At 74.6% G+C, this 15,689-nt stretch carries 15 protein-coding genes; 5 read left to right on the top strand and 10 right to left on the bottom strand.

Going from position 1 to position 15,689, the window contains the following annotated elements; all coding sequences use genetic code 11:
* Positions 1-40 precede the first annotated feature (40 nt).
* The 6 genes from FHE66_RS11265 to FHE66_RS11240 all read right to left on the bottom strand — a co-directional run bounded on the left by FHE66_RS11265 (position 41) and on the right by FHE66_RS11240 (position 7,705).
* Positions 41-1,327 carry an ABC transporter substrate-binding protein gene (locus FHE66_RS11265; RefSeq protein ID WP_139073048.1) on the bottom strand — a complete coding sequence of 429 codons (1,287 nt, stop codon included), beginning with the start codon at positions 1,325-1,327 and terminating at the stop codon, positions 41-43.
* A gap of 21 nt (positions 1,328-1,348) precedes the next feature.
* Positions 1,349-2,509 carry a DUF4185 domain-containing protein gene (locus FHE66_RS11260; protein ID WP_218013695.1) on the bottom strand — a complete coding sequence of 387 codons (1,161 nt, stop codon included), beginning with the start codon at positions 2,507-2,509 and terminating at the stop codon, positions 1,349-1,351.
* A 29-nt stretch (positions 2,510-2,538) separates the two neighbouring features.
* Entirely contained in the window at positions 2,539-3,273 is a 735-nt protein-coding gene (locus FHE66_RS11255; RefSeq protein ID WP_139073046.1) for a FadR/GntR family transcriptional regulator, read from the bottom strand.
* A gap of 324 nt (positions 3,274-3,597) precedes the next feature.
* On the bottom strand, positions 3,598-6,108 hold the full coding sequence (locus FHE66_RS16015; RefSeq protein ID WP_139073045.1) for a LuxR C-terminal-related transcriptional regulator: 2,511 nt from the start codon (positions 6,106-6,108) through the stop codon (positions 3,598-3,600).
* Between the two features lie 38 nt (positions 6,109-6,146).
* Positions 6,147-7,160 carry a sigma-70 family RNA polymerase sigma factor gene (locus tag FHE66_RS11245; protein ID WP_139073044.1) on the bottom strand — a complete coding sequence of 338 codons (1,014 nt, stop codon included), beginning with the start codon at positions 7,158-7,160 and terminating at the stop codon, positions 6,147-6,149.
* 74 nt (positions 7,161-7,234) lie between these two features.
* Positions 7,235-7,705 (bottom strand): VOC family protein, encoded by a 471-nt coding sequence (locus FHE66_RS11240; protein WP_139073043.1) that lies wholly within the window; start codon positions 7,703-7,705, stop codon positions 7,235-7,237.
* A 135-nt stretch (positions 7,706-7,840) separates the two neighbouring features.
* On the opposite strand from FHE66_RS11240, the gene FHE66_RS11235 reads away from it, so the two are divergent.
* On the top strand, positions 7,841-8,257 hold the full coding sequence (locus FHE66_RS11235; protein WP_139073042.1) for a VOC family protein: 417 nt from the start codon (positions 7,841-7,843) through the stop codon (positions 8,255-8,257).
* Between the two features lie 10 nt (positions 8,258-8,267).
* Here FHE66_RS11235 and FHE66_RS11230 read toward each other — a convergent pair whose 3' ends face one another.
* Complete coding sequence (locus tag FHE66_RS11230) at positions 8,268-9,470, bottom strand: amidohydrolase (RefSeq protein WP_139073041.1); 1,203 nt, start codon at positions 9,468-9,470, stop codon at positions 8,268-8,270.
* 147 nt (positions 9,471-9,617) lie between these two features.
* Between FHE66_RS11230 and FHE66_RS11225 the strand changes: the two genes are divergently transcribed.
* Positions 9,618-11,126, top strand: a complete 1,509-nt coding sequence (locus tag FHE66_RS11225) for an alpha-N-arabinofuranosidase (protein ID WP_139073040.1) — start codon at positions 9,618-9,620, stop codon at positions 11,124-11,126.
* A 13-nt stretch (positions 11,127-11,139) separates the two neighbouring features.
* Here FHE66_RS11225 and FHE66_RS11220 read toward each other — a convergent pair whose 3' ends face one another.
* The gene (locus FHE66_RS11220) at positions 11,140-12,780 is read right to left on the bottom strand and encodes a thiamine pyrophosphate-binding protein (RefSeq protein ID WP_255303711.1); all 1,641 of its coding nucleotides are present in this window, start codon (positions 12,778-12,780) and stop codon (positions 11,140-11,142) included.
* Positions 12,777-13,547, bottom strand: coding sequence for a cyclase family protein (locus tag FHE66_RS15890; protein WP_139073038.1), 771 nt, complete (start codon positions 13,545-13,547; stop codon positions 12,777-12,779). Before FHE66_RS15890 ends, FHE66_RS11220 begins: the two co-directional genes overlap by 4 nt.
* Positions 13,548-13,639: 92 nt before the next feature.
* On the opposite strand from FHE66_RS15890, the gene FHE66_RS11210 reads away from it, so the two are divergent.
* Positions 13,640-14,032, top strand: a complete 393-nt coding sequence (locus tag FHE66_RS11210) for a DUF2237 family protein (RefSeq protein WP_139073037.1) — start codon at positions 13,640-13,642, stop codon at positions 14,030-14,032.
* Between the two features lie 178 nt (positions 14,033-14,210).
* Positions 14,211-15,059 carry a 3-methyl-2-oxobutanoate hydroxymethyltransferase gene (panB, locus tag FHE66_RS11205; protein ID WP_139073036.1) on the top strand — a complete coding sequence of 283 codons (849 nt, stop codon included), beginning with the start codon at positions 14,211-14,213 and terminating at the stop codon, positions 15,057-15,059.
* A gap of 33 nt (positions 15,060-15,092) precedes the next feature.
* Here the strand turns inward: panB and FHE66_RS11200 are convergent, their stop codons facing one another.
* Complete coding sequence (locus FHE66_RS11200; RefSeq protein WP_139073035.1) at positions 15,093-15,281, bottom strand: hypothetical protein; 189 nt, start codon at positions 15,279-15,281, stop codon at positions 15,093-15,095.
* Between the two features lie 34 nt (positions 15,282-15,315).
* Here FHE66_RS11200 and FHE66_RS11195 point away from each other — a divergent pair.
* Positions 15,316-15,689 (top strand): M24 family metallopeptidase (locus tag FHE66_RS11195; RefSeq protein WP_139073118.1); only part of this gene is annotated, 374 nt, incomplete at its 3' end.

The raw sequence follows: 15,689 nt of genomic DNA, 5'->3' as shown, positions 1-15,689 counted from the left end.
GGGCTGGGCCGGTGGGTGGTGCCCACCCACCGGCCCGGTCTCAGTCCTGCTCGGCCCAGTACGCCTCGGCCTCGGCCTGGAGCCGCTCGAGCACCGGCATCGGGTCGGGCGCGTTGGTGACGAAGTCGCCGAAGAGCTCGGTGGACAGCGTGTACACCGGCAGCGGGTTGGCCTCGAGGTAGCGCTGCTGGACGGTGATGCCGGAGTCCTCCGCGGTGACCTGCGCGACGAGCTCGGCGAGCGCGGGGTCGGCGACGTCGGCGTTGGGGTTGAAGGAGATGTCGCCGCGCTCGCTGGACCACGCGTTCTGGGCGTCGTCGGTCATCCACCAGGCGCTGTACTCCAGGGCCGCCTGCTCGTTCTGCGAGCCGACGCCCACGCACAGCGGGCCTGTCTCCAGGATCATCTGCCTGTTCTCGACGTCGGGGCCGAGGTTCGGCATGACGAAGACGCCGTAGTCCTCCCCGGACGTCGCACCGATGTCGGTGAGCTGCCCGGTGAAGAAGGTGCCGAAGTAGGCCATGGCGACGTCGCCGTTGGCCAGGAGGGTCTGCGGGTCGGTCGTCACGCCCGGGTCGACGAAGTAGCCGTCGTCGATCATCTGCTTCCACGTCTCCATGGCCTCGACGACGGCGGGGTCGGTGTAGCTGGCCTCACCGGTCTGCAGGCCCTGGTAGACCTCCGGGTCGTTGCCGGCGAGGAGGGCCTGGAACCAGACGAACTCGAAGATGATGTTCATCTGGTGGAAGGGCACCTCGCCGTTCTCGACGAGGGTGTCGGCGATGGTCATGAGGTCGTCCCAGGTCTCGGGGACCTCGAGGTCGTACTCGTCGAAGACGCGCTGGTTGTAGTACACCGGCCAGTAGGCGACGTTGAGCGGGACGCAGTACTGCTTGCCGTCGAAGGTGTAGTTGTCGATGAGGCCCTCGGGGACGAGCCCCTGTTCCTCGGCGTCTGCCCACAGGTCGGTCGTCTCGGCGACGAGCCCCTGCTCGACGAGCTCGCCCAGCTGGGCGCCGGTGTGCCAGGTGAACAGGTCGGGCACCGAGTCGGTGCGGAAGGACTGCTTGACGAAGGAGTCGAAGGCGGTGGGGTCGGCGTAGCCGGTGAAGTCGAGGGTGAGCCCGTTCTCGCCGGACACCGCGTTCATCGCCTCGAAGCTCGGCTCCCAGGCGGCCTTGTCGGTGTAGAAGCCGAGCGTCACCTCCTCGCCCTCGGCGCGCGGCTCGCTGGTCGTCTCGTCACCGCCCCCGCCGCCGGAGCAGGCGGCGAGGACCAGGGTCAGGGTGAGCGTCGTCGCGACGGTCAGGACAGGGGTCTTCCTCATGATGATCACCTCGGTGTGATGTCAGGGGCGGGTCAGGTCGAGCTCGACCTCGATGAACCGAGGCCGGTAGATCGTGACGTCGTCGTAGACGTCGTCGGTGTCGATCGAGTTGACGTTGTAGGAGACGAGCAGGGTGTCGCCGTCCCTGAGCTCGGGGTGCTCGTGGGCGTTGTAGGCGATGACGTCCGGGTCCCCGTAGCTGCCCCAGGCGCCGACCTCCGGCATCCGGTAGATCGTCGTGCCGCCCTCGAAGGGGCCGGTCGGCGAGCAGGAGGTGTAGGCGCGGATCTCCGAGCCGAAGGGGACCGAGGTGTCCTGGGTGACGAGCAGGTAGCCGTCGCGGTAGGGGCTGACGCTGTACTCGTTGGCGACGCCCGGCATGACGCGCGCGGAGTCGGTCTCCGTGCGCGACCAGCCCTGCCCGTCCCAGTACCGCCACCGCCGGAGGTCGGTGAGGTCCCCGCCGACCACCATGGCGACGTGCATGTACTTCACGGCGCCGAGGTCCTCGACGCCGTGGACGATGACGTGGCCGCCGGCGCGCTGGTACCACGAGGCCCACTGGACCCCGGCGGCCGAGGGGAGCGGGTCGAGCCCGGTCACCTGCCACGTGTCGGTGTCGAGGGTGACGAGGGCGTTGCTCTCCCAGCCCCAGTCCCAGTACCCGTCCCCGAAGCGGGCGAACCTCAGCACCCCCACCGTGAGGTCCCCGCGACGGGTGAGCACGCCGGCACCGAACCAGTGCCAGTCGCCGTCCGCCGTCGGGCCGACGATGCTCTCGGGGGCGCCCGCGGTGCCGCCGGTGACGGTCCTGAGGTGATCGCCCTCCTGGAGCACGATCGAGTTGTTGAGGAACGGTGTGGTGCGCGGCCGGGTGCCGTCCGCCTCGACCGGGCCGAGGAAGGTGTCGGAGAAGATCCAGGCGAGGGAGCCGTCGCGCAGCCGCACGGAGTACGTGCTGTCGGCACCCGTCCAGCCGGTGCCCGAGTCGCCGTAGCCGGTGAACAGGTCGGTGAGGTCCTCGGCGGGCCGGGCGGTCGCGGTGAGCTCGGCCCCCGCGAGCGAGCAGGTGGCCGGGCCGGGCCGGTGGGCCACGGCCGGGGCGGTTGCGGCGGCGGTGCCGCCCATGAGGAGCAGTCCCGCCACGGTGAGGGGGACGAGGGCACGTCTTACGTCGGACAAGCTGATCACCTCGTTGTGAGCTCGACGGACTAGCCGGCAGGTGGCGTCGGCGCGCTGATCGCGCCGGCGACGTCGGTGAGGTGCCGGCGCATGACCTGGGTCACCTCCTTCGTCCGGCCGGCGACGATGAGGCGGACGATCTCCGCGTGCTCCGCGTAGTCGGTCTGCGGGTCCCCGTGGAGCGCGAGGATCCGTCGCTGGTCCTCGGCGTGGATGAGCAGGAGGGAGTCGAGCACCTCCGCGACGATGCGGTTGCCCGCTGCGGCCGCGATCGCGCGGTGGAGGTCGATGTTGGTCCGCCACAGGTCCTCGTCCCCGCTCTCGAGGCGCTCGCGGGCCTGCGCGAGCACCGCCTCGAGACGCGCGATCCCCTCCGGGTCGCGCACCTGCGCCGCGCGCTCGGCGATGGCGGGCTCGATGAGCGCTCGCGCGGCGACGAGCTCGACGAGCCGCTCGCGGTCCGCGGGCGGGAGCACGCCGTTCGGCACGACGCTGCGGTTGACGTGAGGGCCGACGTAGATGCCCGACCCGTGGCGGAAGGACAACATGCCCAGGCCCTCGAGCCGGCGCAGAGCCTCGCGCATCGTCGGGACGGCCACGCCGAAGTGGGCCGCGAGCTCACGCTGGGAGTCGAGGCGCATCCCCGGCTCGAGGCCGCGCTCCTCGACCATCCGCACGACGGCGGCGGCCAGGTCGGAGGTGAGGTTGGAACGGGCCACCGGACCCTGCGACATCGCCGTCTGCATGGCAAGTGATCTAATCACCTGCTCACCTCACGGGCAAGAGATGTGCGGAGGGCACCGCGCGGATATCCGCAGGTCCGCGCGGCGCCCTCCACCACGACGCACTCCGGAGGAGGGAGGGAGTCCCGTGCCGAGCACGGGCGGCCGTCGTGCAGTCGCTCCCCGCGGACGAAGGGCGGAGGTGCCGGGACCAGGCTGCTACCCCGCCCCGATCCTGTCCGCGGGGCTGGTACGAGCATGGCACCGCGTGTGCCGCGAGGTCACCACCTATCTCGGACCTCGCGCCGGCTGGGTGCCCGGGACGTGGGGCGCGGTCACGGTACCCGGTGCGGCCCGCGCGGGTCCCTAGGTGGTGGACGGTGGGTGTCCGTCGGTGGCGAGCCACCGCGCGAGCTCGGTGCGGCCGGTGAACCCGAGCTTGTGGAGCGCGTTGGAGACGTGGTTCTCCACGGTGCGCACGCTGAGGCTCAGTGCGGTCGCGATCTGGCGGTTGGTGCTCCCGGCGCCGGCGAGCGCGGCGATCTCCCGCTCCCGCGGCGACAGCGCCTCCCCGGGATCGTCCTCCGCGCCCGTCCGCAGCCGCGGGTCCAGCGCCCGGACGGCCTCCTGCGCCGCGTGCTCGGGGTCGAGCGCGGCCACCGCGTTCCGGACGAGCCCGGCGACGTCGAGCGTGGCCCCCGGCAGCGCCGCGACGACGGCGTCCTGGTCGCCTGCCGCGAGCGCCTCGTGCAGCCGCAGGTACGGAGCGAGGCGGGGCGAGGGGCACGCCGACCACGTCTCGCGCAGGCGTGCCAGGCGCTCGGCCGGCAACGGCGGCGGGCAGAAGACCCAGCACACGAGCGCCGCCTGGACGGCGCCCTGGGCGAGGTAGTCCTCTCCCGCCCGCCACAGCTGCTCCGCGGTCCCGGGGTCGCCCCGGGAGTCGGCGAGCGCGGCGCGGGCGAGCGGCGCCAGGGAGTGGATGACCGGCTGGAAGCCGCGCGGCGTGGCGTCGAGCGCGTCGAGGAGCATCTCGGCGACGTCCACCGTCCCCTGGTGGACGAGGAGGATCGTGCCGACCGTCAGGCCGCGGCGGAAGAACGTCGCGTCGAGCGGCCCGCCCGGGCCCACCCGCAGGAAGAGGCTGAGCACCCGTGCGGCGGCGTCGAGGTCCCCGGCGTCCAGCAGGCACTCGGTGAGGAGGCAGGCGTGCACCCGGATCCCGAGGAGGTCCCGCTCGTGCAGCGCCCGGGTGAGGTGGTCGCGGGCGAGGACGTCGGCCTCCTCGCTCCGGTCGAGCATGATGAGCGCCGTGCCGCGCACCCCCTCGAGCTGGTGGTCGAGCTCGGTCGGCGGTCGGGCCGGGTCCTCCTCGTCGCACACGTCGAGGGCGAGCTCCGGGTGTCCCAGCTCGACGAGGCGGGCGGCGCGCGCGAGGGCCGCCGCCCGGTGCAGCACCGGCGAGGGCCACTCCCCCGTCCCCGCGAGCAGCTCCTCCAGCCCCGCGGTGCGCTCGTGCAGGAGCCGGTGCAGGGCGCGGGAGTGCGGGCCGGGCAGCCGCAGGCGGGCGAGCACCTCCTCCTCCCCCTCCCCCTGCCACGCCGCCCACCGCAGCTCGTGGAGGTGGAAGGTCACGACGTCGTCGACCGGGTCCTCCTCGGAGAGCTCGGTGCCCGCGAGCACCGCCGCCACCTGGGCGTCCGCGCGCCGCCGCAGGAGCATCCCCAGGTAGGCGTTCGCGTGGGCCGGCGTCGGCCTGGTCTGCCAGCGGATCCGCAGGGCTGCCTCGGTGGCGCTGGCCTGCTCGGTGACGACGCCGACGAGGTCGGCCGCCCACTGCCAGTACGACTCGCTCGCGCCCCCGGTGAGCAGGTCGCCGTGCTCCGGGGTGGCCCACCGGGCGCCGGCGCGGTCCGCGAGCACCTCCTCCAGCCGGCGACGGCGTTCCTCCCCCAGCCGGGCGCGCAGCGCAGCCGCGAGCGCCGGCGGGTCGACGTTGACCGTGTCCTCCTCCCCGGAGGGGAGCTGCCGCACCCGGCCGACCTCGGCGAGCCGGTCGAGCAGGCCGGCGCCGAGGAGCTCCTCGGCCACCTCCCGGGTGAGCGGCCCGGCGCAGGCGAGCAGCTCGAGGGCCGCGACCTGCTCGCGGCCGAGCCGCGGGAGCAGGGCGTGGGCCACCGGGTCGAGCGGGACGTCGTCCAGGGACCCGGTCGCCCGCCACCGCCCGCCGACGAGCCCGACGGCGTCGGCGACGCGCGCCGCGTCCACCAGCGCCCGCACCACCCGCGGGTTCCCACCCGAGCGCGCGGTGACCGAGGAGGTGAGCGCGACGTCCGGCGGGCCACGCAGCTCCTCGGCGAGCAGGCGCGACACCGCCCGGAAGCCGAGGGGCAGGAGGTGGACCTCCGCCGGGGCCCGCTCGGCGACGAGGTCGGCGACGGGCCCGGGGGCGAGGCGGGTGAGGTCCGCCCGCGTCGTCGCCAGGAGCATGGCCCCGCTCGACCGGGACGCCTGGAGCACCACCTCCGCACTCGCCTGGTCGAGGAGGTCGACGTCGTCGAGCAGCAGGAGCGAGCGACGTGCCTGGAGCTCCTCGGTCAGCCACCCGGCGAGCGCCGTCGCCGATCCGAGCCGCTCGGCGACGACCGAGGGGTGCGCGCGCAGCGCCGCGTACGGTGAGTCGCCGGACGCGGCGAGGAGCACGGCGGTCATCCCCCGCCGCGAGGCCTCACGCTGCGCCGCACCGAGCACGCGTGTGCGGCCCGAGCCGTCGGCTCCCCGCACGACGACGTCGCGGCCCAGGGCGAGCCACCGGAAGGCGGCACCGACGGCGTCCTCGTCGGTCGACCGTCCCCCGGCCCCCTCCAGCCCCACCACCCGCCGAGCGTAGCCAGCGCGTCCGCCCGCGGCGCGGGCTACCGCGGCGGGAGCTCGGGCGGCAGCGCGAAGTAGGTGAAGAGCTCGCGCCCGAAGAAGGCCGTCACCCGGGCCACACCGTGCTCCGCGGGCACGATGTGCTGGAGGTGGAAGGCACGGTGGACGCCGTCCTCCTCGCGCATGTAGAGCGCGAGGACGGGCTCGCCGTTCGCCGACGTCGGCAGCATCCGCATGTCGCCCGCGCGCTGCGCCGGGCACCACGTGCTGATGAGCCGCCCGACGTCCCGTGGCCCGCGGTACCACTCGGGAAAGGGGGGCATCTCCCACACCACGTCTGCCGCGAGGAGGTCGACGATCGCGGCGACGTCGTAGGCCTCGAAGGCCTCGACGTAGGCGCGCAGGAGCGCACGGCGGCGCTCGTCGTCCGGCAGCTGTGGTGGTTCCTCGGGGTCGACCTCGGCCATCCGGGCGCGGGCCCGCTGGAGGGTGGAGTTCACGCCCGCGACCGTGAGGTCGAGCGCCTCGGCCACCTCCCGCGCACGCCAGGCCAGGACGTCGCGCAGGAGCAGGACGGCCCGTTGCTGGGCGGTGAGGTGCTGCAGCGCCGCGACGAACGCCAGACGCACGCTCTCCCGGCTCACCGCGCGTGCGGCGGGGTCGGGCTGCCCCTGGGCCCACAGGAGGTCGTCGGGCATCGGCTCGAGCCACGAGACCCCGACCTCCTGGCGCGGCTCGTTCGCCGGGTCCGCCGGCGGCCCGCCGAGCCCGGTGGGCAGCGGACGGCGCTTGCGCCCCTCGAGGTGGGTGAGGCACGCGTTCGTCGCGATCCGGAACACCCAGGTGCGCAGCGAGGAGCGGTTCTCGAAGCCGTGGTAGGCCCGCCAGGCGCGCAGGTAGGTCTCCTGGACGAGGTCCTCGGCGTCGTGGACCGAGCCCGTCATCCGGTAGCAGTGCGCGAGGATCTCGCGCCGCATCGGCTCGAGCAGCTCGGCGATGTCACCGGCGGTGGCGGCCGGACGCTGCGCCGTCGCCGTCGGGGGCTGGGTGACCATCCCTCGACGGTAGGGGGCACCCCGGTCGCGTGTCAGCCCCTTTCCCGCAGTCCGACGCGTGTCGACCGCGGCCCTCATGCGGCGGCCCGCTCGATCTCGGCGAGGTCGACGCGCACCATCCGCATCATCGCCTCGGCCACCCGCCCGGCCCGGGCAGGGTCGGGGTCGCCGAGGAGCTCGAGGAGGCGCTCGGGCACGATCTGCCAGGACAGCCCGTACCGGTCGGTGAGCCAGCCGCACATCGACTCCGTGCCGCCCGCCGCGAGCAGCGCCTCCCAGTACCGGTCGACCTCGGCCTGGTCGGCGCAGCCCACCTGGAGGGAGACCGCCTCGGTGAACGGGCGGCCCGGCCCGCCGTTGAGGGCGAGCAGCTCGCGACCGTCCAGCGTGAAGCGGACGGTGAGCGGCTCGCCCACGCGCTCGGGGTCGTTGTCCCCCCAGCGCACGATCTCGCTGATGGCCGAGCGCGGGAAGACGGACACGTAGAGCTCGGCGGCCTCCAGGGCCTGGGTGTCGAACCACAGGCAGGTGGTCACGGTGGGCATGGTGGGCTCCTCTCGAACGACCCTGCTACCGACCGCGCCCGGCCACCGAAGTCATCGCCGCGATGAGTTCCACCCTCCGCCCCGGTCGGCCGGTGGTGAGAGGGCGCGTCCGCCGCCCCGCGGAAGGGACCAGCCATGGACCGGATGATCATCGTCAACCTCCCGGTGCGCGACCTCGGGGCCACCCGGCGCTTCTACACGGGCGTCGGCTTCACCGTCGACGAGCGCTACTCCGACGACCAGTGCCTGTGCGTCGTCGTCTCCCCCTCCATCTACGTCATGGCGATGGACCGCCGGCGCTTCGCCGAGTTCGTCACCACCCCGGTCGTCGACGCCCACCGCGCCACCCAGGTGCTCAACTGCCTGTCGATGGGCTCACGGCAGGAGACGGAGGCGTTCGTCGCCGCCGCGCTCGCGCACGGCGGCTTCGAGCACGCCTACCCCGTCGCCCTCGACGGCCCGGTCGGGCCGCAGGGCGAGGACATGTACGGCGCCGCCGTCACCGACCCCGACGGCCACGTGTGGGAGGTGCTCTACATGGCGCCGGCCTAGGCCCGCGGTGTCAGGCCCGCAGCGCCGCCTTGCGGGCGCGCAGCGCCGCGACCTCGGACTCGTCCGCGGCGACGGTGGCGACGGTGAGGGCCATCGCGGTGCCGGCGTCGAGCATCGTCTCGTAGGCGGGGGGCTCGTCGGCCGCGCGGGCGAAGTCGGCGGTGTGGATCGGCGCCTCGACGTGCGGCAGGCTCACCCACGGGTGGATCGCCGGGACGACGCGCGAGACGTTGCCCATGTCGGTGGACCCGCCGCGCGGGCCACCGCCCGGCGCGGCGTCGTAGCCGAGCGTCTCCAGCGCCCCGGCCCAGTGGCGGCACAGGACGTCGTCGTGCTCGAGCGGCTCGTAGACCGGCTCGGTCGGCTCGATGCGCAGGCTCGCGCCGGTGGCCAGCGCGCCCGCCTCGAAGCACCGGCGCACCCGGGTGAGGAGGTCGGTGAACTCGGTCATGGTGAAGGCGCGGCACTCGAAGTCGACGATCGCCGTCTCGGGGATGATGTTCGTCGCGTCCCCGCCGTGGGCGACGACGGCCGCCACCCGGTGGTCCCCGGGGATCTGCTGGCGCAGCAGTCCGACGGCGACCTGGGCGACGACGGCGGCGTCGGCGGCGTTGATGCCGCGGTGCGGGGCGGCGGCGGCGTGCGCGCCGCGGCCGGTGAAGGTCGCCCGGTAGCGGCCCACCGCCTGTGAGGTCGTGCCCTGCGGGTTGTGGCCGTGGTCGGCGGGCAGCGCGTGGATCATGAGCGCGAGGTCGACGTCGTCGAAGACGCCCCGCTCGAGGAGGAGCACCTTGCCCCCGCCGTGCTCCTCGGCCGGCGTACCGACGACGACGACGCGCAGCCCGAGCTCGGCGGCGACCGGCTGGAGGGCGAGTGCGGCGGTGACCGCGGCGCCCGCGATGAGGTTGTGCCCACACGCGTGCCCGACCGTCGGCAGCGCGTCGTACTCCGCGCAGATCGCCACGGTGAGCGGCCCGTCGCCCACCGTCGCGGTGAAGGCGGTGGGCAGGTCGGCGACGCCGAGCTCGACGGCGAAGCCCTCCCGGGCCAGCAGGTCGGTGATCGCGGCGGCGGCGCGGTGCTCGGTGAACGCGAGCTCCGGCAGGGCGTGGATCTCGCGGGCGAGGTCGACGACGGCGGGCCCGTGCGCGGCGACCGCCCGCGCGATCGCCCCGGCGACACCCGTCTCCTGCGTGAGCTGTGCGCGGTCCATCGATGCTCCTCCCGTCGGCTGGGTGCATCGTCCCACGGCGCGCCGCCCGCCCCTGCACCCGCCGGTCCCGCGGGGTCGCTACAGTCGGTCGACCGGCCCGGCCCCGACCGGGTGGGACGACGCCGCCCCGGCCCCCGAAGGACTGCCATGCCCCGCGCACACCTCACCGTCGCCGCCGAGCCCGTGGCCGACGTCGACCCGCGGCTGTTCGGCTCGTTCGTCGAGCACCTCGGCCGCGCGGTCTACGACGGGCTCTACGAGCCCGGGCACCCCGCGGCCGACGAGGACGGGTTCCGCACCGACGTCCTCGCCCTCGTGCGCGAGCTCGGCGCGACCACCGTGCGCTACCCGGGTGGCAACTTCGTCTCCGGCTACCGGTGGGAGGACGGCGTGGGGCCGCGGGAGCAGCGCCCCCGGCGCCTGGACCTCGCGTGGCACTCCCTGGAGACCAACGAGGTGGGGCTCGACGAGTTCGCGCGCTGGGCGCGCCGCGCCGGGCTCGAGCTCGTGCTCGCCGTCAACCTCGGCACCCGGGGCGTGCAGGAGGCGCTGGACCTCCTGGAGTACTGCAACGTCCCCTCGGGCACGACGCTGTCCGACGCGCGAGTGGCGGCCGGGACGCCCGACCCGCACGCGGTGCGGATGTGGTGCCTGGGCAACGAGATGGACGGCCCGTGGCAGCTCGGCCACAGCACGGCCGAGGAGTACGGCCAGCTGGCCGCCCGCACCGCCCGGGCGATGCGGCAGCTCGACCCCTCGGTCGAGCTCGTCGTGTGCGGCAGCTCGAGCGCGCAGATGCCGACCTTCGGCACGTGGGAGCGCACCGTCCTCGAGCACACCTACGACGTCGTCGACCACATCTCCTGCCACGCCTACTACAAGCTCACCGACGGCGACGTCGCGAGCTTCCTGGCCTCGGGCGTGGACATGGACCGCTTCATCGAGTCGGTCGCCGCGACGGCGGACGACGTCAAGGCCGCCACGGGCCACGACCGGACGATGACGATCGCCTTCGACGAGTGGAACGTCTGGGACGCCGAGCACTACGAGGCGCAGGAGAAGCGCACCGCGGTCGACGACTGGCCGGTGGCCCCGCGCCTGCTGGAGCACAGCTACACGGTGGCCGACGCGCTCGTCGTCGGCGGGCTCCTCATCTCCCTGCTCCGGCACGCCGGGCGGGTGCGCTCGGCGAACCTCGCCCAGCTCGTCAACGTCATCGCCCCGATCATGACCGAGCCCGGTGGGCCGGCGTGGCGCCAGACGATCTTCCACCCGTTCGCGGCCGCCTCGCGGCTGGCGCGCGGCGAGGTCCTGCGCACCTCGCTGCGCGCCGACCGGCTGACCACCGCCCGCTACGGCGAGGTCGACGTCCTGGACGCCGTCGTCACGCGCGACGAGGCGGCGGGGCACACGACCGTCCTCGTCCTCAACCGGGCGACCGACGCCCCCACCGTGCTCACCGTCGACCTCGCGGCGCTCGGCACCGTAGGGACGGTCGAGGCGACGACGCTCACCGACGCCGACCTCACCGCCCGCAACACCCTCACCGAGCCGGACCGGGTGGTCCCCGTCCCCCTCCGGGAGGTCCGGCGCGAGGGCGCCACGCTCACCCTCGAGCTGCCGCCCGCCTCGTGGACGGCGGTGACGCTGCGCTGAGCCGGGCGGACGGTCAGTGGCCGAACGCCTCGGCCAGCCACCACGCCGGCTCGTCGGCGACGACCTTCGCGTCGATGAGCAGCGGCCGGTCACGCGGGCCGTCGAGCCAGTCGCGCACCGGGGCGAGGTCGCCCGGCGAGCGCACCGTGAGCGCGGTGAAGCCGTACCCGGCGCCGATCGCGGCGATGTCGGTCGGCGGGAAGGTGACGGTCGCGTGGTCCTCGCCGGCGAAGTGGTGGACCTCGGCCCCGTAGGCGTCGTCGTTGTAGACGACGACGACCATCGGCAGCCCGAGCCGGCGCACCGTGTCGAGCTCGGCCGCGCCCATGAGCGCCCCGCCGTCGCCGAGCGCGACGACGGGCAGCCGGTCGGGCCGGGCGAGCGCGGCGCCGATCCCGGTCGCCAGGCCGAGACCGATGGACTGGAACGCCTGGGTGAAGCAGAAGCCCTGCTCGTCCGGGACGTCGAGGAACATGCTCGGGTAGCCCATGAAGTTGCCGGAGTCGACGGCGAGCACGCGCTCGGCGGGCAGGAGGTCGTCCAGCGCGAGGGTGAGGGTGCGCGGGTCGATCCGCTCGCCGTCGGACAGGTCGGTGTAGGGCACGTCCCGCCAGCGCAGGCCGGCGGCCAGCCGCTCGCGCAGCCCGGGGCCGCGGTAGCCCGGCGTCGGCGTGCCCTCGAGGCGGCGCGCGAGGGCGCGCGCGGTGGCCGCGACGTCGCCGACGACGCCGAGGTCGATCGTCCGGTGCCTCCCGAGTGCCTCGGGGGTGTCGTCGACCTGGGCGACGACGGCGCCCGGGCCCAGGAGGCGCCCGTGGCGCATCGTCCACATGTTCAGCGCGCACCCCCAGCCCACGACGAGGTCGGCCTCGCCGATGAGCTCCGCGGCGAGCGGGGAGGAGAAGCCGCCGGAGACGTCGAGGGACCACGGGTTCCTGGCGAACAGGCCCTTGGCGACGGCGGAGGTGGCGAGCAGTGCCCCGCACGCGTCGGCGAGCGCCACGAGGGCGTCGCGGGCGGCGGCGGACCGGGCGCCGCGGCCGGCGACGAACACCGGGCGCCGGGCGACCTGCAGCGCCCGGGCCAGGCGCTCGAGGTCGGCGTCGGAGGCGGGCCGGGCGGGCGGCGGCGGCGCGGGCAGGGGCGGCGCCGCGTCGGGCACCTCGAGGTCCTGGACGTCCAGCGGGAGGTTGAGCACGACCGTGCGCCGCTCGTCGCGGGCGGTGGCGAGCGCCGCCGCGGTGACCTGCGCGGCCGACGCCGGGTCGGTGAGGCGCACGGGGACCGCGCCGACCGCCCGGGCGACGGCGTCCTGGTCGACGTGGAAGTTCGACGTCGGACTCACCGCCTCCGGCGCGAGCACGACGAGCGGGGTGCGGGACTTGGCCGCCTCGGCGATACCGGTGAGCGCGTTCGTCAGGCCGCAGCCCTGGTGCACGCTCAGTGCCGCCGGGGCGCCGGCCGTGCGCGCGAAGGCGTCGGCCATGGTCGCCGCGCCGCCCTCGTGGCGGGCGGCGACGAACCGGGCTCCCGCCGCGACCATCGCGTTCGTCGCGTGGAAGTTCCCCGAGCCGACGACGCCGAAGACGTGGTCGACCCCGCCGGCGACGAGCGTCCGGCCGACGACCTCCCCGACCCGTGCCACGGCGCTCAGCGCTCGACGAGCGCGAGGACGCGCGTGGGCGAGCCGGAGCCGCCCTCGATCCGCAGCGGCGAGGCGAGGACGAGGGCGCCGGTCGCGGGGAGCCGGTCGAGGTTGCGCAGCTGGGACAGCCCGTACTTGCCGTTGCCGAGGAGGTAGTGGTGGCACGGGAAGAGGGGGTCGAACCCGGCGGCGGCGCCGGCGTCGGTGCCCACGGTCTCCACGCCGATCCCCTGCAGCGGGCTCTCCTCGGCCACCCAGCGGGCGGCCTCGACGGACAGGCCGGGGCTGTGCGGGCCGTCCTCGCCGCGGTTGATCATGTCCTGCTGGCTCGTGCGCGCCGACCAGCCGGTGCGGCACAGCAGCCAGCCGCCCTCGGGCAGCGGGCCGTGCTCGGCGACGAACGCGTCGATGTGCTCGCGCTCGATGAGGAAGTCCGGGTCCTCGGCGACGTGCGCGGCGACGTCGAGCACGACCGCCGGGGCGACGAGCGCGCCGACGGGCACCGAGGCGATGTCGGCGAGGTCGCGGCCGCTGGCCCAGTGGTTCGGGGCGTCGAAGTGGGTGCCGGTGTGCTCGCCGGTGCGGAAGTTGTTCCAGTACCAGGCCGGGCCGCGGTCGTCGTAACGGGAGATCTCCTCGAGCCGGAAGCGGGCCGTCTGCCCGAACTGCTCGGGCAGCTCGAGGACCGGGGTCGCGTCCGACAGCGGCGCGGTGAGGTCGATGATCTCGACGCCGCCGGTGCGCAGCGCGGTGAGGAGGTCGGCGAGCACGGTCATGGAGGTCTCCTTCGACGGCGGTTCCTGGCCCAGATCCTGGCACAGCCGCGGTGCGCCGGGGCGCGGACGTCCACCTGTGCCAGGATCGGGCCATGAGCGAGCGCAACGTGCTCGGGGGGCCGCTCGAGGAGTGCGGGACCGACCCCGTCACCGGCTACTACCGCACCGGCAGCTGCGTGCCCAGCGCCGGGCACCCCGGCGGGCACTCCGTGTGCGTCGTCGTCACCGCCGACTTCCTCGCCCACCAGCGGGAGATCGGCAACGACCTGTCCAGCCCGCGCCCGGAGCTCGGCTTCCCCGGGCTGGAGCCGGGGATGCGCTGGTGCGTGCTCGCGCCGCGGTGGCTGCAGTCCTACCACGCGGGTCGCGCCGCGCCCGTCGTGCTCGCCGCGACCCACGAACGGGCGCTCGAGGTCGTCGACCGCCTCGCCCTGCTCGAGCACGCCGTCGACGTCCCCGACGACCCCTCGTCCCTCCTCACCTGACCCACCCCCCACCTCTGGGACGCCCCTACGCGGGGCGCCAGGGGTGCTGCACGGGGTGTCCCCGGGCGCCAAGGGGTGTCCCAGACACCACACCCCTCTGGGACACCCTTCTGCGGAGCGGCGGGGGTGGCGGGCCGCGTAGGGTCGTCGTACCGGACGACCCGACCTGGAGAACGACATGAGTGAGCAGACCCCCGCCACCCCCGCAGCCTCCGGCGTGCCCGTGCCGAAGCGGGTGCGGGTGCACCACCTCGGCCAGATGAAGGAGCGCGGCGAGCCCATCACGATGCTCACCGCCTACGACGCGGTGACGGCGCGGATCTTCGACGAGGCGGGGATCGACGTGCTCCTCGTCGGGGACTCCATCGGCAACACGATGCTCGGTCTGCACGGCACGATCCCGGTCACCGTCGACGAGATGGTCCCGGCCGTGCGCGCGGTCGCGGGCGCCGCACGCCGCGCCATGGTCGTCGCGGACCTCCCCTTCGGCTCCTACGAGGCCTCCCCGCAGCACGCCTTCGCGACGGCGGTGCGCATGCTCAAGGAGGGCGGTGCGCACGCGGTCAAGCTCGAGGGCGGGGAGCGTGTCGCCGCGCACGTCAAGCTGCTCAGCGAGTCCGGCGTGCCCGTCATCGGGCACCTCGGCTTCACCCCGCAGTCCGAGCACGCCCTCGGCGGCACGCGCGTCCAGGGACGCGGGGACGGGGCGGCCGAGCGGCTCGTCGCCGACGCCGTCGCGCTGCAGGAGGCCGGCGCCGTCGCCGTCGTCCTGGAGATGGTGCCCGCCCCCGTCGCCGCCCGCGCCACCGAGGTGCTCCACGTCCCGACGATCGGGATCGGCGCCGGCTCGGCGTGCGACGGTCAGGTCCTCGTGTGGACCGACATGGCCGGGATGACGGCCTGGGCTCCCCGCTTCGCGAAGAAGTTCGGCGACGTCGGCGCGGCGCTCTACACCGCGACCCGCGCCTACGCGCAGGAGGTCCGGGAGGGCACCTTCCCCGGCCCGGACCACACCTTCGCCGAGTAGTCGCCGCGCAGGAGCAGCCCGCCCCCGGGCGGGCTACTCCTCGTCGTTCCAGGCGCGGTCGGCGGCGTCCCAGGCCTTGTTGCGGTCCGCCGCCCTGGCGTACGCCTCGGCGGCCGCCTCGCGCGTCGGGTAGGGGCCCATGCGGTTGAGCGAGCCGGAGACCTTGCCCTGCTCCACCTCCCCGGTGGCGGTGTTGTAGAACCACTCGTCGTGGGGCTCCATCGGTCCTCCTCGATCGGCTACGTAGACTTCTCCCATGCTTGCCGATCGCGCCCCGTTGGGCACCCTGACCCCCGGAACCGTCTCCCCGCGGCGGGCGGTGCCCACGTCGATCGAGTACCCGGAGTACGTCGACAGGCCGGACCCGCGGCCGTTCACCGGCAGCGAGGTCAACGACCCCGAGACCGTCGAGCGGATCCGCCGCACCGCCCGCCTGGCGGCCCAGGCCCTCCAGCACGTCGGCGCCGCCGTCCGCCCCGGCGTCACCACCGAGGAGCTCGACCGCATCGGCCACGAGTTCGCCCTCGCCAACGGCGCCTACCCCTCGACCCTCGGCTACCGCGGCTTCCCCAAGTCGCTGTGCACGTCGGTCAACGAGGTCGTGTGCCACGGCATCCCGGACAGCACCGT

It is taken from the genome of Georgenia sp. 311, assembly GCF_006151955.1.
GTDB lineage: Bacteria > Actinomycetota > Actinomycetes > Actinomycetales > Actinomycetaceae > Oceanitalea > Oceanitalea wutianyii.
The sequence above is the reverse complement of the archived record's forward strand: the minus strand, read 5'-3'. Positions and strand labels throughout refer to the sequence as shown.